The organism is Arthrobacter sp. Bi83, assembly GCF_918698095.1.
GTDB lineage: Bacteria > Actinomycetota > Actinomycetes > Actinomycetales > Micrococcaceae > Arthrobacter.
Genome location: NZ_CAKKLY010000001.1, coordinates 199,932 through 222,856, shown reverse-complemented (window position 1 = coordinate 222,856; position 22,925 = coordinate 199,932). Strand labels below are relative to the sequence as shown.

Below are 22,925 nucleotides of genomic sequence, written 5' to 3'. Positions count from 1 at the left end.
AGGAAGACAGGAGGCTTCGTCATGACTGTTCTTGTTGCCTATGCAAGTTCCTTGGGATCGACTCGGGAGATAGCTCAACATATGGCATCCCGTATGGCGGTTGCACTCGGCGAGGTCGAGTGCCGGTCCGTGCAGGAAGTCGAGGCTGTCTCCAGCTATGAGGCTGTCGTGGTCGGCAGCGCAATCCACAACCAGGCGTGGCTGCCCCCGGCTTTGCTGTTCTTCACCCGCCATGCCCACGAGCTGGCCAAACGACCCGTCTGGGCCTTCAGCGTAGGGATGGCTGACGCGCTGCCAAAGCCGTTTCGCAAGCGCGGTGCGGCACTGCAACAGGAACGTCTTTCACGGGTCCTGGTCAAGGAATGTCCGCTTCGCGGCCACAAAATCTTCTCCGGTGTCTACAAGGCTGGCCAGATGCCGGCACCGCTCCGGATGTTGTTCCGGCTCGTCGGCGGGCGTTTTGGGGACTTGCGGGACTGGGCGGTCGTCGACGGCTGGACGGATCAGATTACGGACCAACTAGCTAAACCCGCTTCATCCACGTCTTCAGGCAGCATCCCTGCATAATGCGATCGAGACTGCACGGCCCGCGGTCCAACCGCCCGGCGGGGTGGACGTGATGCCGGGGAGGCCCTATGACGGATGTGAGCATACGCACTGAACGAGGGGACATGCCTGCCTACGCAGCGACACCGGCCGGCGCGGGTACGTGGCCCGGGGTCCTCGTCATCCATGACGCACTCGGCCTGAGCCGCGATACCCGCGGCCAAGCCGACTGGCTGGCCAGCGAGGGATTCCTGGCCGTGGCACCTGACCTGTTCTACTGGGGCAGCAGGGCGACTTGCTTGTGGTCCCTCATCCGCGGCTGGCGGCCCCTCGGCGACCTTGACGTCACCCGCGCCTGGCTAGCCGCACAGGACGGGTGCAACGGCCGGATCGGGGTGATCGGCTCTGCATGGGCGGCGGGTTTGCCCTCATGCTGGCCCCGGACCATGACTTCGCCGCGGCAAGCGTGAACTACGGCGGACTCGATGACGAGACCGCCCGCGCATTGCCCCGGGCCTGCCCGATCGTGGGCAGCTACGGCGGCAGGGACCGCTGGCCGGGAGTGCGGAAGGTCCTGGCCCGTCTGGATCCGCTGCTCGCCGGCGCCGGGATAGACCATGACATCAAGGTCTATCCCGGTGCCGGGCACGGCTTCCTCAACAATCATGGCCCGTCCGAGCTCACCTTCGGGGACAGGTTGCTCGCGAAGCTGGTTGCAGCCGGCTATCACGAGCCCTCCGCCGAGGACGCGCGCAGGCGCATCCTCGCCTTCTTCCGGGAACACCTGAGCCCTGAGCCCTAGGAGGAAGCGCGATGACACACCGCACACCGAGGGGAGTGCTACTGGCGGCGGGTGCCGCGGCCGGTTTCACCGCCGGCTATCTGTCACTTGTACGGCCACGCCTGCTCCACTGGGGTGCGACCGCTGACGAAGTGAAGGGACCCTACCCGGGCGCCGAGCTGATTCCGGACAGCACCCGAAGCGCGACCATGGCCGTGACCATCGATGCGCCCCCTTCCCGCGTGTGGCCCTGGCTGGTCCAGATGGGAACCGATCGCGCCGGCTGGTACAGCTGGGACCGTCTCGATAACTTCGGGCACCGCAGCGCTGACAGGATCCATCCCGAGTGGCAGGAAATCTCCCTTGGGGACCATCTGGCGGCAAAGCCCGACAGCAGCCAGTGGTGGGAGGTCGCGGCGCTTGAACCCGGGCGGTTCTTGGGCCTCCGTATGTCGCTCGATCTCCGGGGGCGTCCCTTCGACCCAGCACGAACGCGGCCGCGCCATTACACCGACTCGATCTGGGGATTCGAGCTGCACGAATGGCCGGGTCAGAAAAGCCGGCTGGTAGTCAGCGGGTGCTGGTCGCTACAGCCTAAATGGCTTCAACCCATCCTGAGCATTGCCATGCTGGAGCCCTCGCACTGGATCATGCAGACCCGTCAGTTCTCGAATCTAAAGCGCCTCGCCGAATCAACAAGGGCCTGACCTTTCCTCCGTCCGGAACCGGGCCGGCCCTTGAGAACGGGCCGGCGACCGTTGGGAGACGGGCCCGGCCGGGGCCGACAGCGCGAGGCCAAGCGTCCAGGGGAGGGAAGGACGCCGACGGACGGTATAGCCCCATGGGCGCTGCGGTCTGAACAGGCTACCGGTCGCCAGGCGCGAGGCTTAGGCGCGGAGGAGTCTTGTTCGTGCCCGGTCCGGGACCAAGGCTCTGGCCCGTTTTCATGGCACGGCGCACCGTGCACTTACGGCCACCGCCCAAGTCAGTGAGATTTCGGAAGGTTCTATATCCAGTGCCCGATCCATGCGCAAAGCGCCTGAGGCCACCAATGGGGCGTAGGGTGCTGCTCGTCGGCGGAATTGTGTCTTCGCTGCTCTGGCCGCTCGCCAGTGAGGTGCTGGGAAGGACAACCGACTCTCCTGAAGCCTATTGAGCGTCCGGCACCTGCTGTAGGGCCGAAGGCCCGGCGTTATCTGCCCCGTCACCCGACTCTGGAAATGAAACCAGGGGCACGCATGGCGCCTGGCGGAGCGCCGGATTTGAAGCGGGCGTGGCCGACTCAAAGAAGAGTGGTCGGCTTGTGACTAAATGCCCTGTGGCAGGGACCGGAATCAAGCGACACTGGACGCCGGCACGCAAGCCAGGCTGAAGGGAATTGGTCATGATGTACGGATGGGATGGAAGCTGGGGCATCGGCGGCTGGATCGCAATGGGTCTAATGATGTTGCTGTTCTGGGGAGGCCTGGTCACGGTGGTGATCCTCTTGCTTCGCGGGAGCCGCTCGGGAGGACGGGGTTTCTACGGGCCACTGCACGATGATTCCGAGCGTATCCTCAATGAGCGCTTCGCCCGGGGCGAGATCGACGAAACGGAGTTCAACGCGCGCCGCGACGCTCTGAGGCGCCGACCGTGAACAGGCTTTCCCTCGGGGCCCTGGTCCTGTTCGGAATCGTTGCGACCGTGATCCTGGCGGGCGTGTCCTTGGTCGCCTTGGCGCTCGTGGGCGGCGGCACGACTCCCCTCGGGTTCGGGTTCCCGGCTGCCGCGCGATGCACGACCCCGGCACTGCCGGGCACTCTTATCGACGTCACCGCCACCGATATGGGAGGCCCGATGATGGGCGGCCCCCGGAGGATGGGAGGTATGCGCCTGACCGCGGACCGGGCAACCGTTCAGCACGGTGAGGTGTCATTCCTGGTCACCAACGCAGGACGTCTGGCCCATGAAATGATCATCCTTCCGATGCCAGGCACACAGATCGCAGGCACGCGCGTCACGGGCCGTGATGGGAAGATTGATGAAACGGGAAGCCTGGGTGAAGCTGCCGCCACTTGCGCCGAAGGTGAAGGGCAAGCAATCCTCCCCGGTGCTGGCGGGTGGGTGACGGTCACTCTTCCCCCCGGCCGCTATGAACTCATCTGCAACCTTCCCGGGCACTATGTCGCAGGGATGTACACGCAGCTCACAGTCACCTGAGCCGCCTCGTCGCACCAACGAGTCGGACCCTGAGGCGCATACGGTGAACTTGTCCGCCCGCCGCGCTCCGGCCAAGGACGAAAGCTGGCCGTTGGGTCACACGTTCCGCACTCTTTGATGGTCACTGCTTCGTCCCCAGGGGCCAGGTATCCCGAACCGAGATAAAGAGAAGGCACGCCGTGCCTCCTCCTCCTGTGTTGGCGTTAGGGAATGGGTGGTGTCCAGACCCATTCCTGGATTTCCGGGAGATCTTCGAAGTGTTCGCGGATATACCGCGTGTGTGCGTCCAGTTGTCTGCGGCAGAACTCCACAAGTTCATCCGCGCCCGGGACCCGCCGGCAAACGCGACGCAATGCTTCCAGGACCAGGTGGTAGCGGCTCAATTTGTTCAGGACCACCATGTCAAAGGGTGTGGTGGTGGTTCCTTGTTCGTTGTAGCCGCGGACGTGGAACTGTTCCGGGCGGGGCCTTCCGTGCAGGAGCTGGTGCAGGGCACGGGCGTAGCCGTGCCAGGCAATGATGACTTCCCCGTCGGCTGTGAATAGTTCTTCGAACTTCTCCCCGGACAGACCGTGGGGGTGGGTGTCGCGGGGCGGAAGGACCATCGCATCCATGACGTTGACAACGCGGACCGTCAGTTCAGGGAGATGCGTTTGCAGCAGCCAGGCGGCGGCCAGCGTCTCTTGGGTGGGGATGTCCCCGGCACAGGCCATGACGACGTCAGGCCTGGCCCCGGCACGGGCAGGCTCCTCGTTACCGGCCCAGGACCAGACGGACGCTCCCGCTGCGGCGTGCTGTCTGGCTTCCTCGAGCGTCAGGTACTGCGGGTGGGGCTGCTTGTCCACGACCACCAGGTTCACGTAGTCCTTGCTGCGCAGGATGTGTTCGGCGGTGACGAGGAGGGTGTTTGCATCCGGAGGCAGGTAGACGCGGGTGACGGTCCCTGACAGGGACAACACCGTGTCGATCAGCCCGGGTCCTTGGTGGCTGAATCCGTTGTGGTCGTTGCGCCAGCAGGTGGAGGTCAGCAGGATGTTCAGGCTCGGTACGGGTACGCGCCATTCAAGTTCCCGTGCGTGCTGAAGCCATTTGGCATGTTGGATGGTCATCGAGGCGCTGACCATCGCGAAGGCCTCATAGGTGGCAAAGAGCCCATGGCGGCCCGTGAGTAGGTATCCTTCCAGCCAGCCCTGGCACAGATGCTCGGAGAGGACTTCCATGACCCTGCCTCCGGGCGAGACATGGTCTACAGCCAAGGCACGCTCCCCGTCCTTGGTAGGTTCCAGGAGGCAGCGGTCGGTGGCTTGGAAGACAGCCCCGAGCCGGTTGCTGTTGGTTTCGTCGGGGCAGAAGAGCCGGAACCGGGGGTTTATGGCTGTATCGATGTAGATGTCCCGGAGCAGTTCGCCCAGAGGCCTGGTGGTCTCATGGATGACCGATCCTCGGGGGGGCGGCGGCATGGCGTACCGTTCCAGGGCGGGGATTTCGAGGGCAGTGCCGGCGCCGCCCCGGCTCGCACGTGCGGCGCCTATGCGAAGACTGCGCTCCGGGGCAAGTGCGGCCAGTTCGGGGATGAGCCGGCCTGCGTTGTCGAAGAGGGTTTCCGGCCGGGAGGAGCGCATCCAGGTCTCCAGCTGGGCCAAGTGTTCAGGGTTCTCGCGAACACCGCCAGGGGCACTTGGTGGGAACGAAAGGTTCCCTCGGACGGGGAGGCCACCGACGGTGGCCGGCCCGGTCCACCCTTTGGGCGTTCGCAGGATGATGGCAGGCCATTTCGCGGGACCGTGGACACCTTGGCCGAGCGCCTGGGATTGCAGCTCGCGGATGCTCGCATACGCCGCGTCCATGGCGGTGGCCAGCTCGCGATGGACAAGCCGGGGATCGTCGCCGGAGACGGTCACCGGGTTCCAGCCATGGGCCTTGAGCAGCGCGTCCACGTCCTCGTGGGATCTGCGGCCCAGGACGGTTGGGCCGGAGATTTTGTGCCCGTTCAGATGCAGTACCGGCAGTACGGCACCGTCCCGTGCCGGGTTGAGGAAGGATGGCGCCTTCCAGGATGCTTCCAGTGGCCCGGTCTCGGCTTCGCCGTCGCCGATGAAGCAGGCGACGATCAGCCCGGGGTTGTCCATGGCGGCGACGGCGGGACCACAGTGTCCAGGACCCGCAACGGACAGCACTTCGGCTGCGGTTCGTTTGATCAGCCGGTTCAGGTGGGCATAGATCAACGACAATCCAGGGCTGGTCCCCCAATCTCCCAGAAGGCGGGGTTTGATGTTGCTTGGCAGCAGCGGCTCTCGCAGCAGCGGGTCTTCCTGGAGGTAGATCTGGGCCACGGTGAGATAGTTGGCCGCGGACCAATACTGGTTCAGCAGCTCAAAGTCCTCATCCGCAGTTTCCGGGACGGCGGTTGCTGTTTCATGGGTTTGCCTCTTCCGGGGCCGGCGGCGTGCCGATGACGTTTCTGGCCGCTGGACTGCCTAGTCTTCACGGTGTCAGAGACCCGGCGAGGCGGTTAGGGCCATAGGGCCACAGACTGCGCGGCAGCGGCACTTCACTCACAACTCCACCTAGAACGTGGTGGTTCTCGCCGAGCAGTGGTTTGTCAGCCAAGGCAGCCAGTTATCCGTTGGTGCCGCCACGGGATCCAGCGACACTTGCTAAGCCGTTCGGGGAGGTCGTCCGTGGTATTGAGTTCGACGTCGTCGGCCGTTTCCAACCGCTCGACGCAACCCGAACCACAATATCCTTCCGCGGATCACAAGTGACCCTCCCAAGGTCGTACCCTTGTCCCAAGGTCGACTCAATCAGGCAACGCATTCGAACGGATACGGCATGTCAGATCCCAACGTCCAGGAGCGTCACTCCACACAGTTTCCGATCACCGAGGCCGCGTGCCTTCCCCCGGACCAAGTGCTCGAACAGCTAGCGTCCAGTCCGGCGGGGCTATCGAATGAAGAAGCCGCTACGCGCCTTACCCAACTCGGCCCGAACGCCGTGCGGACGCACCGGGCGAATGGATGGGCGGTGTTGGGCCGGCAGTTCGCCAGCCCCATCCTCATCCTGCTGATCATCACGGCCGGGCTGTCCCTCTTCCTGGGCGATGCCACGAATTCGATCGTGATCGCCATGATCCTCCTGGTCAGCGTGGGATTGGGCTTCATCAACGAATTCCGCGCCGAACGAGCCTCCGAAGCCCTGCACTCCCGCGTCATCCACCGCGCCATCGTGCTCCGCGACGGAACCACAGAAAACGTGGACGTCACCGCGCTGGTGCCCGGCGACGTCGTGCATCTGGGTTTGGGGGCCATCATCCCCGCCGACATCCGCCTCCTGGGCACCCAGAACCTCCTCTGCGACGAAAGCATCCTGACGGGGGAGTCCCTCCCGGCCGGCAAGGATCCGGCCCCCGTGCCGCCCGGATCGGCGCTGGGCGACCTCTCATCCTGCGTCTTCATGGGAACCGTCATCCAGTCCGGCGGCTGCACCGGAGTAGTGGTGGCCACCGGCGGCCGCGCCGAATTCGGCCGGATCGCGCTGGGCCTGGGGGAACGGCAGCCCCAAACCGAATTCCAGCTCGGGCTGAAGCGGTTCTCGTTCCTGCTCTTGCAGGTGGCCACCGGGCTCACCACGCTGATCTTCATCGCGAACCTGCTGCTGCACCGCCCGCTGATCGAGTCGTTGCTGTTCTCCCTGGCAATCGCCGTCGGCATCACACCGCAGCTGCTGCCCGCCGTCGTGAGTACCAGCCTCGCCACGGGCACGCGCCAGCTGGCCCGACGGAAAGTCCTGGTCAAACGATTGGTCTGCATCGAGGACCTGGGCGACATGGACATCCTGGTCACCGACAAAACAGGCACCCTCACGGAGGGCCGGATCAGCTTCACCGGCGCGCTGCCCGCCTCCCCGGGCGTGTCCGGCGTCGAACTTCTCACCTTGGGTTTGTTGGCCACCGAAACCGACTACGCCGAGGCCAAACTATCCACGGCCGGGCAAAACCCGCTGGACGCCGCACTGTGGGAGAGCTCCGGGGCAGCCGCCTTCGATCCCGCCCGCTTTGAGCGCCTCGACCTGATCGGCTTCGACCACCAGCGCCGGCGGACCAGCGTGCTGGTGCGTGAGGCCGGCGGCCTGGCACGCCTGGTCACCAAGGGTGCCCCCGAGGGCGTCCTCGCCCTCTGCGGGCCGACGTCACCCAAGGTGAAGGCAATGCTGGACGGACAGTTCGACGCCGGATCGCGCGTCGTGGCGGTAGCCACCCGCCCAGCGGTCGGGATGAGCAAGATCAGTCCTGACGACGAAAAGGACCTCGTCCTGGTTGGCTTCCTCGTCTTCCTCGACCGGCCCAAGGCAAACGCGAAAGCGTCCCTCGAACGGTTGGCCACGCTGGGCATCTCCGTGAAAATCGCCACCGGAGACAACGCCAAAGTCGCCGAAAAAGTATGCTCCGAGCTCGGGGTGCTTTCCTGGGGAACGCTCACCGGCGCGGACGTCGACGCACTGTCCGATGCCGAGCTGGCCGCCACCGCCCGGGAAGCCACCATCTTCGCCCGCGTCTCGCCCGAGCAGAAAGCACGGATAATCACTCTGCTGCGCCAAAGCGGCGGGGCAGTGGGTTTCATGGGCGACGGCGTCAACGACGCCCTGGCCCTGCACCGCGCGGACATCGGTATCTCCGTGGACAGCGCCACCGACGTCGCCAAAGACGCAGCCGATGTGGTGCTTATGGACAAGGACCTGGGCGTTCTGGCCGACGGCGTGATGGAGGGCCGGAGGATCTTTGCGAACACCATCAAATACGTGCTGATGGGAACATCGAGCAACTTCGGCAACATGTTCAGCGCGGCCACGGCGTCGGTGGTGCTGAGCTTCCTGCCGATGCTGCCAGGGCAGATACTGCTCAACAACCTGCTCTACGACAGCGGCCAGTTGGCCATCCCGGGCGACCGCGTGGACAAGGAACAGCTGTTGGCACCGTCGCATTGGAACATCGGTTTCATCCGGCGGTTCATGTTCCTCTTCGGGCCGATTAGCTCGATCTTCGATTTTGCGACCTTCGGGCTCATGCTGTTTGTCTTTGAGGCGGTCCCGGGGGAGTTCCGGGCGGGTTGGTTTATCGAATCCATCGCCACGCAGACCCTTATCATTTTTGCCATCAGGACCCGGCGGGTTCCGTTCGTGCGAAGCCGTCCCTCCGCTGGCCTCTTGGGTGCATCCTTGGGCGTGGTGGCCGCGGGTATCTTCCTGCCGTTGTCACCGCTGGCGGCCCTGCTGGGCTTTGATCCGTTGCCGGTGCCGTTCTTCCTGACGCTGCTGGGAATGATCGTTGTCTACATGGTCCTGGTGGAATTCGCCAAGAGCTGGTTCTTCGCCCGGGCCGCACAGCAGCTGCCGGAGATTCCGACGACTGTCCGCCGTCGGCCGGATACCCACCACATCTCCCGCCGCGCCTCCCGCTTCAGCGCGCCGGTTGCCGCGGTAGTCCCTGGGCGTCCGGTGCGCAGGCGGCGCAAGGAGCAGTAGCTGCGCCCTGTTGGAGTTAGCGGGGGAGGGCGAACACGTTTAGCATGTCGGACAAGAGTGCCACAAGAGCTCCGACGGATGATCAGTCTGCAATCGTTCTTATCGCTGGCAGAGGGTACAGTGCCGGCCCCGCTTCCCGATTCCAGCTGGATAGCCCGTCTCCCGACGGCATCCGCCTCTATTGGTTGAGGCTCCGATTCGCTGTATCATCCGAAATAACGACGACGGCTGTCGCTTCCGCGATTGCCCGTTCCTCGTCATAAGGGACGACTAGGACAGGACACCTTGACCCGTCGGTGCTGATGGTGCGGATAGTTGTGTCCTCCGTTTGGTTCCTGTCCTCGTCGATGAAGAGGCCAAGAGGCTTGAGCAGAGGCATCACCCGCGACCTGAACTGACTGGAATGCTCACCGACACCACCGGTAAGGACCAGGTCTCGGCGCCGCCTGCACCCGGACGACCCCAATGATCCGTACGTTTTCCGCGTCGACATGTCCGACGTCGGCTTGGGCACCCTGCCAGTCGTGTTCACCGGCGCCCCGGACACCGGCAAGAGGCAACTCTTAATTGGACGTGATGGCATTCGAGAAGCGCCCCGACGCACAAAATCCCAGGCGACTGGCCACCGGAACCCTCGCCGCAGGTGCAGCCACGTTCGCGGTCCGCCGTGGCTTGCGCCGTTCACACCCGGCAGCCGGATCCCGCGCATTGAGCACCCATACAACTGATGTCACCCCGCAAACTAAAGGAGATCGGCAACACGGCAAGAGCTCTGATTCCATACGGGACAACCGAAGGACAAACCGCGAAGATCGTCGACGTCATTGCGGACGTTATCCGGGACAGGGGTCACACGGCCGACGCCGTCGACATCAACGGACCGTCCAGCACCCTGCCCGCCGGCTACGACGCTGTGATCGTCGGCGCGTCCATCCACATGGGCAAGCACGACAAACACGTAGTCGAGTTCGTGCAGAAAAACCACGACACGTTGGAGCAGCTCCCTTCGGCCTTCTTCTCCGTCAGCCTCGCCGCCCACGGCGACACCGGGCAGGCCGAGACGTACGTCGACCAGTTCGAAGAAGAGACTGGGTGGCGCCCCGACCAGGTCGCCTTGTTCGGCGGTGCCCTCCTCTGCACCGACTACGGCTTCATCAAGCGGCACATGATGAAAAAGATCGCGCAGGACAAGCCAGGCAACCTCGGACTCGACATGTCTCGCGACTACGTCTACACCCAGTGGGACGCGGTCAAACGATTCGCAGAGCACTTCGCGGACAGGCTCAAGTCCACCTCCCCGTGACGCTCACCAGGCCACGGCCGGGAAGAGGCGGTGATGATGGACAGGCTCACCGCGGATGACCAGCTGGTCCTTTGGTCCGACGACACATGGCCGCAGGACATCGGCGCACTCATGTTTTTGGACGGCAGCAACCTGCTCGACGCCGACGGGCAACTGCGGATCCATGCGGTGCAGGAAGCACTCAAACGCCGCCTGCACATTCTGCCCCGGCTTCGCCAAGTGCTCTACTTCCCCCGTTGCGGTCTCGGCCGGCCTCTTCATCCGCCTGCATCACGTCATGGGAGATGGAATGGCCAGCGTGACTGCCCTGGCGGCGTTACTGGACACCACCCGGAGGCCGGCACGGAACACCCGTGCCCGAGTGGACTCCGTCGCGGTGGCCGTCCACGGCTGCCCTCCTGGTCGACAACCTGCAGGACGTCGGCCACGACCTCGCTCAGGTGCTGGCTGCGATCACACATCCCGTGCGGACGGTCCGCGGCGCTGTCAGCGCGTGGCCCACCTTCCAAGGGTTGCTCGCCGCCGAGCCCGGACCGAGCACCAGCCTGAACCGGCTGGCCAGCCGGGGATAGCGCATTGAGGGCATGTCCGTGCCGATCTACGTGCCCATGTCGCTCCGGGCAACAAGTCCCAAAGCGCGCGATTACCAGGCGGAGAAGTTCATCAGCCAATTCGCCGTGCCAGTTCCGTTGGCGGACATGGATCCTGACTCCAGGCTAAACAGATCGCCGGGGAGACCACAAGACGCAAGGCCATGCCCCACACTCCCCTCGGCGCCATGTTCGGCAACAGGCTCATCAGCGGCATCATGATCAAGTTCGTTGCACGGCGCCGGGTTAACGTTCTCAGCGCGGACCTGCCGGGGCCAAGAGACCCGTTGTACTTCTGCGGTGCGCGGATCCTGGAGGTGTTCCCGCTGTTGAACCTCATCGGGAACGTCTCCCTCGGCGTAGGAGCAATATCCTGCGCAGGAAGTTCTTGCATGTTGGTGGTCTCCGATGCAGACGCCTATCCCGACCTCGATGTCTTTACCGACAAGTGCATGCCGAGACCTCGAGGCGCTCCTCCGGGTCACCCAGAAACGACAGGTCAGGCTCAATACGCTAGAGGAGGAGTAACAGAAACCAGACTCTCGGCCCGTTGCCGGATTCCCTGGAGCATCTTGCGCTCCATCATGAACCAGCACACGTCGATCAGCGGCGCCAGAATCCAGAGGGCAGCCCTTGTGTAAATCCGGATGCGCACCCGGCTCACCAGCCGCGTGGTGTCCCCGTTCGCGTATAGGGCGAAGCACCAACTGACGCGGCCGGGCACGGGTTCCAGCACCATGGCTTGTTCGGGGCGGAGGACCGCAACCGGCCAGTCCGGGCCTTTGCCCAGAGGGATCACGTCCCCCGCGGCCAGCGCCTGGAACTCGGGAAGCACCCTTTCGCTGCTTGGGCCGCTGAGGATCCCGAAAGCCTGATCCAGGAAGTCGTAGCTGTACAGGCCCCCGCGACCGTTACCCATTTGCACGAGCCATGGCCAGATGCTGTCCGGGGCCGCCTTGATGGACACGGCACGGGTTGTTGTCAGGTAGGGAGCGTCCACGATCCCGTCACCCGGCATTGCACGGTTTGCCTCCTTCCTGCTGGCTCCCCAGTGGAGATGGAGCGGTCGCAGGAAACGATGATAGGCAGCCGTTGCGGCCAGAAATCCACCGGCACTGCCAACGACTCGCGGAAGCAATTGAGCTGAATGCCCGGAAACGTTCATGATTGAGTCTTTCACAGCGGTGAATCGGAAAGGCGTCCTCTTGTGGTCACCAGGAATGAAGTTCGCGGGTGGTGTCCGACGGACAGAAATCCTCAGCGTCAGTTCGTGCCACCCGCGAACGGTTGTTGTCGGGTCAAAGCTCATGAAGGTCCGGTCGTGGTCAGGGTATGTATCGCTCTGACAAGTTCCTCACGCAGTCTTGACAAGTCAGGGCATGTCTCGGGGTCGGCGATTGCTGTGATGGTCAGTGTTCCGGCCCAGCAGGTTCGTGACGAACGTATGGACAAGGTGCGTGGTCATGAAGAAGCGGTAGGCGCCAAGGTGCGAAAGTTGCCACCGCTGCGGACCCGTCGGGCGGTTGAGTGAACTGCGGGCTGCCCTGGTCCTGACCGGCAGCCGCAGCTCGGACGCTCCGCTGGCTGCTGTACGCAGCGCTGCCGGCAGTCTGGCCAGTCCATCGAGTCGGCTCTTTACCGCATCAATGGTCAGGGCCAGCGCCGAGTATGGAGTGTCCCGCTCGTGGCGGTCATCCCAGCGGCCGCGCCCGTCTTCAGCGCCGGCCAGGGCCTCCAAGACGGCCAGGCCGCCGATTCCATCGGTGAGGACATGATGAAAAACGAAAGCAAGCGCTGCCTGGGTCATCGCTTACGTGCGTGATGACCTGGGCGTTCCAGAGGGGCCGGTCGTGGGACAGCGGTGAAGTGAGCATGTCGGCGGCAATGTTCAACACTGCTTCCGGGAATCATTGGCCCAGATGGGACGGCCGCAGCCGAAGGGTACATTGACCAGTCGTTGACGTAGCCGTGGAACAGCACTGAGCCGCTGCGCCAGTCTGTCGAAGAGGGGAACCGGGTCCTGACCACCTTCCATGCCGAACATGAGGACGGCCCCCACTTGCATTGGCGCTGAGCCGCCATCCGCGTCCAGAGACATCATGTCTTCAGGGCTCACCCGGTCGAAATGTCGTGTGAGTGTCATTCCAATCTTCGAAGATCGGCCGGCCACCGGTGGTCAACTACATGCAGGATCGTCAGCGGCAGTTTGGCGCGGTCAGCGCGGCGGGCCGCCCACGTCACCGCGGCCTGGCTTTGCGCGGAATCATTGGTAGCAACAGCGAATGGTTTGGTTTTCATGGCCGGTCCTTTTGGGTTTCTTGCTGGTTATGGTGGGCAGTGAATGCCGGTGGGCGCCTGTGCTGCAGGGCCACAATGTCCCGGCGGGCCACGGGTGCTTTCGCCGGCCTTGGTCCGTGCCAAAACGGGCAGCGCCGGAGGTCAGGCCGGCGTCGTCGGGGTCACCGTCCCTGCGGTGTCACCACCATCGATGATGAACTCGGCGCCCGTGACGAACTGGGACTCATTGGAGGCGAGGTACAGAACCAAATCTGCCACCTCGCCCGGGTGCCCGACGCGGTTCAGGGGCGTATGGGTCATGTCCAGGGTCATTCCTGCTGTCATCGGGGTGGAGATCACGCCCGGGTGCACCGAGTTGACCCGGATGCCGTATCGGCCCAGGTCAAGGGCCGCACTCTTGGTCAGGCCGCGCACCCCGAATTTGGACGCCGAATATCCGGCGATTCCTTCGTATCCCCGGATGCCTGCTATCGAGGAGATGTTGATGATGGATCCGTTCCGGGACTGTTTCAGGGCCGGTATGGCCGCCCTGATTCCGTTGAAGGTTCCCGTCAGGTTTACCGCGATTACGGCGTCCCACTGCTCCAGGGTGTAATCCTCGATGGGGGCGAAGTTCACGATTCCGGCGTTGTTGATCAGGATGTTGAGCCCCCCGAAGTCATCGGCCGCGGTCTTCACCGCCAAGTCCCAGTCTCCGGGACTGGTAACGTCCAGATGCACGTACCTGGCGTCTGAGCCGATCCGTTCGGCGGTTGTTCGTCCCTCGTCGTCGAGCACATCGCCGAGCACTACTTTGGCTCCCTCGCCATGCAGGCGGGCGGCGATGGCGGCTCCGATGCCACGGGCGGCTCCGCTGACGAGGGCTACTTTGTCGATAACGCGTTCCATGATGATCCTTGGGCTTCTGTGGGGGATTGAGGGTGGCTGCGGCGTGCGGGCCCGGTCACCCGCCCGGTGCCGGACCGTCGCCGCAGCGTTCTCGGGGAAGGTGAAAACCCAGGGAAATCAGGTACACCCCGGTGCACATGAGAATGAGTCCCAGGACGCCCAGGGTGGGGATCCGAGCAGCCAGTGCGGTCGCAAAGACGAAGAGTCCTACCAGCATGGTGAACGCACCGGCGCTGGTGCGGGCGGAGGAAGGAGGCAGAAAGGATTCTGCTCCGAGTTTTGCGGCGAGCCGGGGGTCGTCGTTGAGCAGTTGATCCGCCAGTAGCTGGAGTTGGCGTTGTTCGTATTCAGTGAGAGCCACCGGTGCCTCCTTGGACGGTGAATGGTTCAGCGGTCAACGGTTTGTCCAGGCTGGCGGCTTCTTGCTCGACACCACCCGCCATCAGCTGCCTGGTCGTGTCCCGTGCGGAGAAGTACTCGGAAATCAAGTTGATCCTGGCCCACGCGGGCAGCTTCGCGCCTTACATCGCCTACAGGACTTCTGTTTTCCTGTCCTGAAGTGTTGCTTTGCATGCTGTGGGGCTCCTACTTCTTATGCTTCCTGCGTTGAATAGGGGTTATCACAGTAGGGCACGGCAGGTGCGTCAGAACCGCGTGGGCCGTGGAACCGAGCAGAAGCCGTTTGAAACCGCCCCGGCCCCGGCTTCCCACCACCAGCATCTGGGCACCGGCGGCGGCCTGCACCAGCGCCTCCGCCGGCTCCATGTCGGTTTCCAGGACTTCGTGCACCACCAGGTCCGGATAATCCTCACCGAGGCCGGAGATGCTTTCGGACAGCACTACCTGCTCTTCGTCCACAATTCGCTGGGCCAGGTTCTCCGTGAGCAATCCACTGTCGATCGACCGGTCGGGCGCCCTGAAGGCGTAAACCACCGTGAGCTCCTGGCCCTCCCGGTCCGCCTCCGCGGCAGCGAAGGCAATGGCCTGCGTGGATTCTTCCGACCCATCAACCCCCACCACGACGCCCCGCCCGCCTTCTGTCTCCACGGCTCCGACCACGGCAACCGGACACTTCGCGGCGGCGGCTACCTGCAGGGCCCGGTCCGTCAACGAACCACCCAAGTGGGCGGAGCCGGATCCCACCACGAGCATCGACACCTTGCCTGAATACCTGCGCAACTCGCCCGCGATGCTTCCCTCGAGGACTTTGGTGGTGATGTCAATCGGAACGCTGCCGCCAACCCGCCCGGCCGCGGCGTCCAGCAGTTCGCCGCCCATCTCCACCAGAGTCCCGGTCCAGGAGACAGGCTTCGCGACCCAGCGGTCGTCTACAACATGAAGGATGACCAACGGCACACCGGCGCGTGCGGCCCGGGCTGCAGCCCACCTCACAGCCGCCTGGCTTTGGGCAGACTCATTGGTTGCAACGGCGATCGGCTTAGAATTTCTCACTGCTGGTCTTCCTTTCCTTATTGGGGCTGTGAACCACCAGAACCGAACAATGCGCGTGGGCAATACAGGCGGAGCTGACGGACCCCAGGAGCAGGCCGCCGAATCCGCCATGACCGCGCCTGCCGACGACGAGCATGTCGGCACGCCGACTGGCCTCTATGAGCGAATCACGCGGATGGCCTCGGACCACCCGCGGTAGGACGTTTGGGGGAGTCACTTGGCCGAAGGCGGCCTGTTCCACGGCCTCCTGCAGGACCATCCGCACGCGTTCCTCGAAACGGTCGATGCCCATCGCCACGTATCCCGCGTAAACTTGGGGATCCTCCCAGCAGGCGGTGGCCAGCACCTCGGCGCCCAGCGGAACAGCGAGCCGCTGGGCCTGCCGAAGGGCTTCCACCGAGGCCTCCGATCCGTCCACCCCCACCACGAACCTGCCACCCTCTGACGCTGACTCCTCCATGGCCGCTTCCCTTCATGGCTTCGTTGCTGCTATCAGACTGAGGGGTCGAACTGAACGTCAACAGGGCCAAAAGCCACCTAAAAACCGGAGGAACTGCCAGATCCGGAGAAACTCCCTCCGCTGCTGCCATATCCTGTGGTTCCCCCGCCGCCCCTGGCAGTGCTGACGCTGCCAACGCCGGTGTTCAGGCCGGAGTTGAAGGCCGGCACGGAGAAGAAGTAGTAGGACGGATAGACGGTTCCCAGGATGCTGGGTTCGTACTGCCGCCGCCGGCGTCGGTCCAGGCCATCCTCTGCGTTTTCCATCTCCCTGCGCATTAGCTTCGCTTCCTTCTCGGTCTTGGCAAAACCTTCGATCACCGTTTCGGCATGGCTTTTCAAGAGCTCCGACAGCTGGGTCCGGGCATCGCGTAACCGGTCCAGCGCAGCTTCGGGCGTGATGGAGCCGTCGGAGAGTTCGGCGGTCCACCGCTCGATATTGTGCAGGCTTTCGTCCCGGAAAGACCTGAGTGCTGCGGCCGTGGCGGAGCCGCCTTGCCCGTGATGCTTGGTGAGCAGTTGTTCCAGCCCGGCGAGGTCGGTGCGGAACGGTGCCAGTTGCCGGTCCCAAGCTGTGGGCCAGGTACTGGCCAGGTTCAGCAACGCGTTGCTGTCGGCGATGACGTCGTCCAGGGCGTCCAGTTCGGCTGCCGCGTTCGCGTACTCCTGTACCAACTGGAGGCCGGACCTGCGGCCCAGGGTCTTCGGGGTGAGGGCGTGTACCCGATTGGCCAGGCCGGTGGTGGCGTTGTATCGGTTGAGGAAGGTGCGATGTTTCTCCAGGACGTTGCTGCCGTAACGGGAGGACTCGGGGATGGTGCCGGCATTGAGTTCAGTGACGTCCAGGTCCGTGCTTACGCTGACGTAGCTCCGGTCTCCCCGCTCCATCTCCTTACGGCTGCGGGACCTTGTCACCGCTCGCACGATCCCCCAAGCGGCAGCGGCCAGCGCGGCGAGTACGCAGGTTATCCAGGCGGTGATGACGACGGCAGCCGACTGGTACCAGGGCTGGTTGATCAGTTCAGCGCCGCGCCGGACACCAGCCACGATTCCGTCTGTCCATTGCGCATCACGCAGGAGGTCCTTTGCGGCATTTTGGATGTCGTCGCGTTCTTCCAGGGAAACCTTGCGGTCTTCGCCCATGTAGGTACCCACGTGCCGGCCCACGGGGTCGAGGGCGAAGATGAAGAGCCCGTCTGCCCACTTCTGCCCGTCGGTGCTGATCCATTCCGGGTGTTCGCCTCGGGCGAAGCGAAGGACTTCTTCGTTCAGATTGTCAGCGGCGCTGCCGTTGTAGGTGTAAACAGCCACCTTGGTGCGCTCATGAAACTCGATCGCCCTGATGGCCGGGTCGAGGGTGTTGCGGTCAAGAACTCCCGCCCGGTCCTCCACAACAATGTCCACCGGTGTAGCAGCCAGGGCTGTGGGGCCCCCGGCAACCAGCAGGGCACCCATCAGCAGCAGCCCGATACTTTTCCACCAAGGTCTCTGAAGCAGAAACCGCCGACGCATCAGGCGACCGGTCAAACGATTCTTGTCTGCCATTTCAAGGGATCGGCCTCCGTCGATGGACCGGTCAAGTAGTATTCCCACATCGTGTCCAAAGGGGTTCGTCCTGCCGCTTTTATCTGTTCCTGAAGAGCCGCGTAGGTCCTGTTCAAGGTGTCGTAAGCTCCAGCGTGTATCGTCTCGAAAGCGTCTACCTCTGGAAGGGTGCTGGTAACGACATTCCCAGTGCCAGCGATCGGAAAACCGGCCTCAACGTCGATTGTCTGGGTGGGTGTTCCGCGGTAGAGAGCAAAAGGCGGACCGGCGAGTTGGACGTTCTGCGCTTCGGTCTCCGCTGCCACGGCAGCGAACGCACGACCGAAGAATTCAGTCAGGGCAGCCATCGGAACCCTCTCGCGAAGTACAGCAGTCTGCTGCTCAGGTATGTGGAGCATTCCGGGTTCTGTGTGCACGGTATTCACAAGGACAAGATCCCATCTGGAACTAGTCTCCGACAGGGCCGAATGGCACGAGACGTAAGCTAAAGAATGCGTTGCGGAAGTATCGCGATGGTCGGTGACGGCGTCAACGACGCCCCGGCCCTGGCCCCGGCCGACCTCGGCATCGCGATCGGCGCAGGCACCGAGGTGGCCATCGAGACCGCCGACGTCGTCCTCATGCGCTCGGACCCTCTCGATGTGCCCATCGCCCTGCGGATCGGCAAAGGCACCCTGCGCAAAATGCGCCAGAACCTGGGCTGGGCCGTGGGATACAACGCGATAGCGCTCCCCATCGCCGCCGGAGTCTTCGCCTTCGCCGGCATTGCACTCAGCCCCGAAATCGCGGCCCTGTCAATGTCCGGCTCCAGCTTCCTTGTCGCCGTCAACGCCCTCCTGCTCAAACGGCTGCGGCTGCCCGCCCGGAGACGCCCGAGGCCACCACCGTGCATGCAGCCCAGCCGCTGTCCCCGGCCGGCACCCGCTAGGCATCCCGCCATGGGCCTCCGCCTCATTGCCCGGGTGCTGTTCCTGCGCGCCGCGTGGCGAAGGAGGGACCACTGGGACGCCGCCCGGATCACAGCCACCAGGAACTCCGCCGTGCAACCTACACCGGCTCCGAGTTCTACCGGCGACACCACGCCGGCCTCCACGACGCCCCGATGGACCAGCTGCCACCCGTAACGAAAGCGGACCTGATGGACCACTTCGACGATGCCATCACCACACCGGACCTGAAGCTCGCTGACCTGGAAAACCATCTACGGGCCCTCACCGAGAGCGGCGGAGACCCTGGGCTGCCATGGCAGGGCCAGTGGTGGGCAGCGGCAACGGCCGGGACCACCGGCCGGAGCTCCACCTTCGTCTGGAACCGCACCGAATGGGCGACAGTCCTGGCCTCCTACGCCAGGGCGAACGACTGGGCTGGGATCTCCGCCGGGCTGACACGGCCACTGAAAATGGCGCTGGTGAGTTCCCGCGTCCCCACCCACCAGTCCGCCGTCGTTGGTGCCTCGTTGCGCTCCGGGCTCGTCCCCACCCTCCGCCTGGACGTCACCGCACCCATGGATGAGACGGTCGCCGCGCTAAACCGGTTCCAGCCCAGGATCCTGGTCGGCTACGCATCAGCACTAAAACCCTTGGCGGCGGAGCAGCGCGCCGGACGCCTTCACATCTCCCCGCAAGGCGTCATGTCCGCATCCGAGGTCCTCCGCTCACACACCGCCTCCAAACTTGAGGCCGCCTGGGGAAGCAAACCTTTCGACGTCTACGCCGCCACCGAAACGGCAGGAATCGCATCCCCCTGCACCTACCGAAACCGCCACATCTACGATGATCTGCTCATCGTCGAGCCCGTAGACCAGGCCGGAAACCCCGTATCGGCCGGAACAACCGGGGCAAAACTCCTCGTGACGGTCCTGTTTTCCCGGACCCTTCCACTGATCCGCTACGAAATGTCCGACACACTAAGGCTCGGGGGACGGGGCTGCCCCTGCGGACGTTCGTTCACCCTTCTGCAGGACATCGAAGGCCGGGTTGAAGATGGGCAAGGCACCCTTCGTACGATCCTTACCTGCCAGTAGGGACATGTGAGCAGTTGTCCAGCCCAAGGAAGCACCTTCGACGTCTCAGGAGTGCACACAACTTCTGACATTCGGCAGTCAACTTCTGAAACTGACACGGGCGACCAGGGCGTGACCTGGCTCTGGTAGCCGAAGAGACTGACCGATGGGTCGGAAGCGGATTCGTGCATGTCCTTCAGCGGGGACCAGATCGCCCAATTTGGAACGCTTCTCCGTGCCGCCCGGGCACGCCCGTCGCATCGAGATGACAGCGCCGCTCTTTTAGGGGAATTCTTCCGATGTCCTGTACGTTGCAGGACCGGCAACCCCCTCAACAGAAAGAGATGCACCTCCGTGGCAACCGATTACGATGAACTGCGCACCGACGTCAAGGAGTCCCAGGAAAGCTCGCTGGAGGCCCTGAAGTCCGCCAAAGCCCCGGACGCGAAGTCCGTGGTTCAGGAGCTCGACGAGGCTGACACCCTGGACGGCCTAACCCCTGGTGGCGAGTTCATTGCCGAAGAGCTGGTCGTTCAGATCATCCCGCAGGCTGACGATGAGTTCACCTGTTGGTCCTGCTTCCTGGTCCGCCACCGTTCGCAGAAGGCGCGCGAGAAGGACGGCCATGGCTACTGCGTCGAGTGTGTTGGCTGAGCGGTTCTGGCCGGCCGTCCCGGAGCATATCTGGGACGGCATCCGTGAAGAATTTACCCTGCCGCCTGTATCCCAGTTGGAGGCGCACTTCCAGGCTGTAGGCGATCCTGAGGCTATGCGCCGTGCAGTCGGGGTGTTCATCGGGGAGGGCACATTCTGCCCGGGATTCCAGCTCAAAGACGGGCTCTTTCACGAGCCCGTTCTGCGGCTCTTTGACCAGGCGATGAGCCTGAAGATTCCTCATAACGTGTTCGCTGCGTGGATGGTCAGCCCGCTGCCCGGTCCGGCCAGCTCCCGTTCCCGGCCAGTGGACATACTGGGCAGCATGACGCTGCTCCAGAGCTCCCTGGTCGCCTTTGGTGACAAGTACCGGCCGGTCGAAAAGAGTAGCTAACGGCTTGGGGTTTTTCTGCTCTCCCGCTTGAATGGGGACTTACTGCTGATCCCTTCCAACCCTCGAACCACGGTGCGGAGAGGGTCACTGGTTTGGAAGAACGGTTGGAACCAGCGGGCCGCGCTGATTGCGTATGTCTCTTAGCCCATGACCTGTTGGTCGACCCACCGCTCTAGCGGCGGCACGAGCAACAGCGCCGCCACGAGAGCGACCATCATCACGTGCACGAAAGCATTCCATGCGGTCGTTCCGATTGTTTCGCCGGAGCCTACGGCCGCAAACCAGTACGGCAAGAGGACGAGAAGTCCCAGCGCCGCGGAGATGAGCGCAGCATATTCCCACCAGCTCCATCGGGCGAACAAGCCCCAGGTTGCGATGCAGAAACCCAGGATGGTTACCAGCGAAAGAACCATAGTGATGTTCCACAAGGCCCCGGAGGTGTCCTGGCCGCGAGTAGCGAAAGTGGGAGTAAGCCAGAGCCAGCTGCTTCCGGCCAATAGCAGTGCGATCCCCCCGAGGGTGCGAAGCGTGAACATCGTCAAACCTTCCGTGCCTATTGGGTGATTAGTGATTTCAGCCTCGCAGGGGGCCGGAGGCTGGCCTAGGGTCAAATGACCCCTTGCAGCTACATCCCTGTAGGTGGAGAGCCTCCGAGGCGGACTACGGAGCCAGCACTCGCACTCTCTTGCGAGGCCTCAGGTCATGGGCCGGGCCGCTTAATCTGGGTCCTGGCTGACCTCAGCCGGAACAGGCCCAAAGCAGGATCAATTTGTCGGCGATATCGGTGAGGGGGCTCCAAATCAGAGGTCTTCGGCACCTTAGGGATGAGGGAAGGCCCTAAACCGGCGCGCCCGTTTTGTCTGTCAGCTGGGTCCCGCCGGTTTCGCACGCTTCTAGCTGCCTGGGAATCGCTTGGGTTGCGTCGCTGCTTCCTGAAATTCCGTCTGTGTAGGGCTATAGCAAGGACGATTAAAGGAACATGGATGGCCGGCAGGTTGTGCGCGAACCAGCGCGGCAGGTAGATGTCTGTGACGGATCCTGTTGGGTCGCCCAGGCGTTGGGCCAAGGGGGTTAGGGGGCAATGGAAAGCCATTGCCCACAAAGATCAGTGTCTCCCCAGCCACAACTGCAGCAGCAGTTGCCGCTCGCCTGTCGGTCTTCCCACGGAACCCCGCATAGAGCAGATAGACCATGCAGGCCTCGATGCTAAACCAGGCGAGAGTATGAAAGACTTTAACTGCCCGAAGGGCCATCTGAGTTTTTCCCATGCCGTCAAGAGGAACACAGCCGGAGGCAGTTGCTTTAGGGTATTCCGGCCCGAAAGCGTTGGAAGCCTTGTTGGTTCCTCCTTTCGATGTGTTCGTCAATTCCTTGCCCTCCACTCCTTCCTTTTATCTCCGCGCAGTGGAAAAGACCTAACGCACCGGCAGTGGCGCGTCGTGCCAGACGGTCAGCAGCGGCGCCTCGACTATTTGGCGTTACCTTGCGTCGAAGCAGATGCCGTTGCCTCAGCCCGCGCCTTGATTCCCAGGAGCATTTTCCTCGTCATCGGGAAGTCCCCGAACTCCAAGAGGGGCACGGTGAGGATCAGGGAGGGGCCGGGGCGATAACACTGCTTGAGTCGCGTTACGAGCCGGGTCCCGCCGTTGGGGAGTTTGGTCAATTGCCAGGCCCACGTGGAATCGGGCTTTGACCAGACGATGGAATCAGGCCTGTGAAGCGAGGCTACTGTGAAAGAGGTCGAGGGAGCGGCCTCGCTGGTCATTGGGGCTGCAACGTCTCCAAGGCGGGGGTCCTGCCACTCCGGCAGGACCGTTTCGGCGCTCGGCTCTCCAAGCGAGTCAAGCAGGTCGTATGCATAGAATCCTGCCCTTTTGAAGCCGACCTGCACCAGCCAAGGCCAAACCAACTCAGGATCCGCTTCTATAGTTATCGCCCTCGTGGCGGTGAAGTGCGACACCGGCACCAGTTCGTCACCGGGCACACCCAACAACAAACCGATAGCTAACTATGGATTACTTGACGTAACGTCCACTATCGGCCCGTCAAAATCCGCGGGGGAGCGGCGGTAAAGCTTGCGCGAGGGTTTACGGGGTCGACCACCGGAAGCGCAGTGTCGAGAGGAGGCTCATCGTTGACGGCCGTCGGCCCAGAACCGCCGGAGCAGCCGGCTCCGTGGGCAGTTGACGCTTCATCCAGGTTCCGCTTTTTGACCAATCTGTTGCCCGCACCGGTAGTGACACATAGGCTCAACG

General features: G+C 63.5%; 27 protein-coding genes and 3 pseudogenes. 14 read left to right on the top strand and 16 right to left on the bottom strand.

Annotation, left to right across the window (positions count from 1 at the left end; genetic code table 11):
• The first annotated feature begins 21 nt into the window (after nt 1-21).
• The 6 genes from LQ144_RS01090 to LQ144_RS01070 all read left to right on the top strand — a co-directional run bounded on the left by LQ144_RS01090 (nt 22) and on the right by LQ144_RS01070 (nt 3,526).
• Nucleotides 22-567 (top strand): flavodoxin domain-containing protein, encoded by a 546-nt coding sequence (locus LQ144_RS01090; protein ID WP_230116716.1) that lies wholly within the window; start codon nt 22-24, stop codon nt 565-567.
• Nucleotides 568-635: 68 nt separating this feature from the next.
• Nucleotides 636-1,016 carry a dienelactone hydrolase family protein gene (locus LQ144_RS22925; RefSeq protein ID WP_253073893.1) on the top strand — a complete coding sequence of 127 codons (381 nt, stop codon included), beginning with the start codon at nt 636-638 and terminating at the stop codon, nt 1,014-1,016.
• Nucleotides 956-1,348, top strand: a complete 393-nt coding sequence (locus LQ144_RS22920) for a dienelactone hydrolase family protein (protein WP_253073892.1) — start codon at nt 956-958, stop codon at nt 1,346-1,348. Before LQ144_RS22925 ends, LQ144_RS22920 begins: the two co-directional genes overlap by 61 nt.
• An 11-nt stretch (nt 1,349-1,359) precedes the next feature.
• Nucleotides 1,360-2,034, top strand: coding sequence for a hypothetical protein (locus LQ144_RS01080; protein WP_230116715.1), 675 nt, complete (start codon nt 1,360-1,362; stop codon nt 2,032-2,034).
• 677 nt (nt 2,035-2,711) lie between these two features.
• Entirely contained in the window at nt 2,712-2,963 is a 252-nt protein-coding gene (locus LQ144_RS01075; protein WP_230116714.1) for an SHOCT domain-containing protein, read from the top strand.
• Nucleotides 2,960-3,526, top strand: a complete 567-nt coding sequence (locus LQ144_RS01070; RefSeq protein ID WP_230116713.1) for a sulfocyanin-like copper-binding protein — start codon at nt 2,960-2,962, stop codon at nt 3,524-3,526. The genes LQ144_RS01075 and LQ144_RS01070 overlap by 4 nt, the downstream gene beginning before the upstream one ends.
• 203 nt (nt 3,527-3,729) lie before the next feature.
• On the opposite strand, the gene LQ144_RS22935 is transcribed toward LQ144_RS01070, so the two are convergent.
• Nucleotides 3,730-5,655, bottom strand: a complete 1,926-nt coding sequence (locus LQ144_RS22935; protein ID WP_354962121.1) for a phosphoketolase family protein — start codon at nt 5,653-5,655, stop codon at nt 3,730-3,732.
• Between the two features lie 18 nt (nt 5,656-5,673).
• Nucleotides 5,674-5,904 (bottom strand): annotated as a pseudogene (locus tag LQ144_RS23055) (hypothetical protein); the annotation flags it as partial.
• A gap of 454 nt (nt 5,905-6,358) precedes the next feature.
• Between LQ144_RS23055 and mgtA the strand changes: the two are divergent.
• Nucleotides 6,359-9,046, top strand: coding sequence for a magnesium-translocating P-type ATPase (gene mgtA / locus LQ144_RS01060; protein WP_230116711.1), 2,688 nt, complete (start codon nt 6,359-6,361; stop codon nt 9,044-9,046).
• 178 nt (nt 9,047-9,224) lie between these two features.
• On the opposite strand, the gene LQ144_RS23050 is transcribed toward mgtA, so the two are convergent.
• The gene (locus tag LQ144_RS23050; RefSeq protein WP_354962087.1) at nt 9,225-9,539 is read right to left on the bottom strand and encodes a hypothetical protein; all 315 of its coding nucleotides are present in this window, start codon (nt 9,537-9,539) and stop codon (nt 9,225-9,227) included.
• A gap of 234 nt (nt 9,540-9,773) precedes the next feature.
• On the opposite strand from LQ144_RS23050, the gene LQ144_RS01055 reads away from it, so the two are divergent.
• On the top strand, nt 9,774-10,349 hold the full coding sequence (locus tag LQ144_RS01055) for a flavodoxin domain-containing protein (RefSeq protein WP_230116710.1): 576 nt from the start codon (nt 9,774-9,776) through the stop codon (nt 10,347-10,349).
• A 3-nt stretch (nt 10,350-10,352) separates the two neighbouring features.
• Here the strand turns inward: LQ144_RS01055 and LQ144_RS01050 are convergent, their stop codons facing one another.
• Entirely contained in the window at nt 10,353-10,610 is a 258-nt protein-coding gene (locus LQ144_RS01050) for a hypothetical protein (protein ID WP_230116709.1), read from the bottom strand.
• Nucleotides 10,611-10,702: 92 nt separating this feature from the next.
• Here LQ144_RS01050 and LQ144_RS01045 point away from each other — a divergent pair, with 92 nt between their 5' ends.
• Together LQ144_RS01045 and LQ144_RS23045 are read left to right on the top strand one after the other, a co-directional pair.
• Nucleotides 10,703-10,921 carry a hypothetical protein gene (locus LQ144_RS01045; protein ID WP_230116708.1) on the top strand — a complete coding sequence of 73 codons (219 nt, stop codon included), beginning with the start codon at nt 10,703-10,705 and terminating at the stop codon, nt 10,919-10,921.
• Between the two features lie 182 nt (nt 10,922-11,103).
• Nucleotides 11,104-11,376: pseudogene (locus LQ144_RS23045) on the top strand (WS/DGAT domain-containing protein); the annotation flags it as partial.
• Between the two features lie 68 nt (nt 11,377-11,444).
• Here LQ144_RS23045 and LQ144_RS01040 read toward each other — a convergent pair.
• The 10 genes from LQ144_RS01040 to LQ144_RS01000 all read right to left on the bottom strand — a co-directional run bounded on the left by LQ144_RS01040 (nt 11,445) and on the right by LQ144_RS01000 (nt 18,018).
• Nucleotides 11,445-11,957: an SRPBCC family protein gene (locus LQ144_RS01040; RefSeq protein WP_230116707.1), complete on the bottom strand. Its 513-nt coding sequence runs from the start codon at nt 11,955-11,957 to the stop codon at nt 11,445-11,447.
• Nucleotides 11,958-12,311: 354 nt separating this feature from the next.
• On the bottom strand, nt 12,312-12,746 hold the full coding sequence (locus LQ144_RS01035; protein ID WP_230116706.1) for a wax ester/triacylglycerol synthase family O-acyltransferase: 435 nt from the start codon (nt 12,744-12,746) through the stop codon (nt 12,312-12,314).
• An 81-nt stretch (nt 12,747-12,827) separates the two neighbouring features.
• Entirely contained in the window at nt 12,828-13,040 is a 213-nt protein-coding gene (locus LQ144_RS23040; protein ID WP_354962120.1) for a wax ester/triacylglycerol synthase domain-containing protein, read from the bottom strand.
• A 38-nt stretch (nt 13,041-13,078) separates the two neighbouring features.
• Nucleotides 13,079-13,237 (bottom strand): universal stress protein, encoded by a 159-nt coding sequence (locus LQ144_RS01030; protein WP_230116705.1) that lies wholly within the window; start codon nt 13,235-13,237, stop codon nt 13,079-13,081.
• A gap of 141 nt (nt 13,238-13,378) precedes the next feature.
• A complete protein-coding gene (locus LQ144_RS01025) occupies nt 13,379-14,125 on the bottom strand; it encodes an SDR family oxidoreductase (RefSeq protein ID WP_230116704.1) in 747 nt (248 codons plus the stop codon).
• A gap of 55 nt (nt 14,126-14,180) precedes the next feature.
• On the bottom strand, nt 14,181-14,486 hold the full coding sequence (locus LQ144_RS01020) for a DUF3040 domain-containing protein (protein ID WP_230116703.1): 306 nt from the start codon (nt 14,484-14,486) through the stop codon (nt 14,181-14,183).
• Between the two features lie 224 nt (nt 14,487-14,710).
• Nucleotides 14,711-15,577, bottom strand: a complete 867-nt coding sequence (locus tag LQ144_RS01015) for a universal stress protein (protein WP_230116702.1) — start codon at nt 15,575-15,577, stop codon at nt 14,711-14,713.
• Nucleotides 15,564-16,037, bottom strand: a complete 474-nt coding sequence (locus LQ144_RS01010) for a universal stress protein (protein ID WP_230116701.1) — start codon at nt 16,035-16,037, stop codon at nt 15,564-15,566. The genes LQ144_RS01015 and LQ144_RS01010 overlap by 14 nt, the downstream gene beginning before the upstream one ends.
• Before the next feature lie 77 nt (nt 16,038-16,114).
• Nucleotides 16,115-17,530, bottom strand: a complete 1,416-nt coding sequence (locus tag LQ144_RS01005) for a DUF5129 domain-containing protein (RefSeq protein WP_230116700.1) — start codon at nt 17,528-17,530, stop codon at nt 16,115-16,117.
• A 68-nt stretch (nt 17,531-17,598) separates the two neighbouring features.
• Complete coding sequence (locus LQ144_RS01000; protein WP_230116699.1) at nt 17,599-18,018, bottom strand: GyrI-like domain-containing protein; 420 nt, start codon at nt 18,016-18,018, stop codon at nt 17,599-17,601.
• Nucleotides 18,019-18,126: 108 nt separating this feature from the next.
• Between LQ144_RS01000 and LQ144_RS00995 the strand changes: the two are divergent.
• The 4 genes and pseudogenes from LQ144_RS00995 to LQ144_RS00980 all read left to right on the top strand — a co-directional run.
• Nucleotides 18,127-18,483, top strand: a pseudogene (locus LQ144_RS00995) (HAD-IC family P-type ATPase); the annotation flags it as partial.
• Nucleotides 18,484-18,722: 239 nt separating this feature from the next.
• A complete protein-coding gene (locus LQ144_RS00990; protein ID WP_230116698.1) occupies nt 18,723-19,643 on the top strand; it encodes a hypothetical protein in 921 nt (306 codons plus the stop codon).
• 333 nt (nt 19,644-19,976) lie between these two features.
• Complete coding sequence (locus LQ144_RS00985) at nt 19,977-20,276, top strand: DUF4193 domain-containing protein (protein ID WP_230116697.1); 300 nt, start codon at nt 19,977-19,979, stop codon at nt 20,274-20,276.
• Complete coding sequence (locus tag LQ144_RS00980; protein WP_230116696.1) at nt 20,248-20,670, top strand: hypothetical protein; 423 nt, start codon at nt 20,248-20,250, stop codon at nt 20,668-20,670. Before LQ144_RS00985 ends, LQ144_RS00980 begins: the two co-directional genes overlap by 29 nt.
• A 140-nt stretch (nt 20,671-20,810) precedes the next feature.
• On the opposite strand, the gene LQ144_RS00975 is transcribed toward LQ144_RS00980, so the two are convergent.
• Nucleotides 20,811-21,206 carry a hypothetical protein gene (locus LQ144_RS00975; RefSeq protein WP_230116695.1) on the bottom strand — a complete coding sequence of 132 codons (396 nt, stop codon included), beginning with the start codon at nt 21,204-21,206 and terminating at the stop codon, nt 20,811-20,813.
• A gap of 932 nt (nt 21,207-22,138) precedes the next feature.
• Nucleotides 22,139-22,654 carry a hypothetical protein gene (locus tag LQ144_RS00970; protein WP_230116694.1) on the bottom strand — a complete coding sequence of 172 codons (516 nt, stop codon included), beginning with the start codon at nt 22,652-22,654 and terminating at the stop codon, nt 22,139-22,141.
• Between the last annotated feature and the right edge of the window lie 271 nt (nt 22,655-22,925).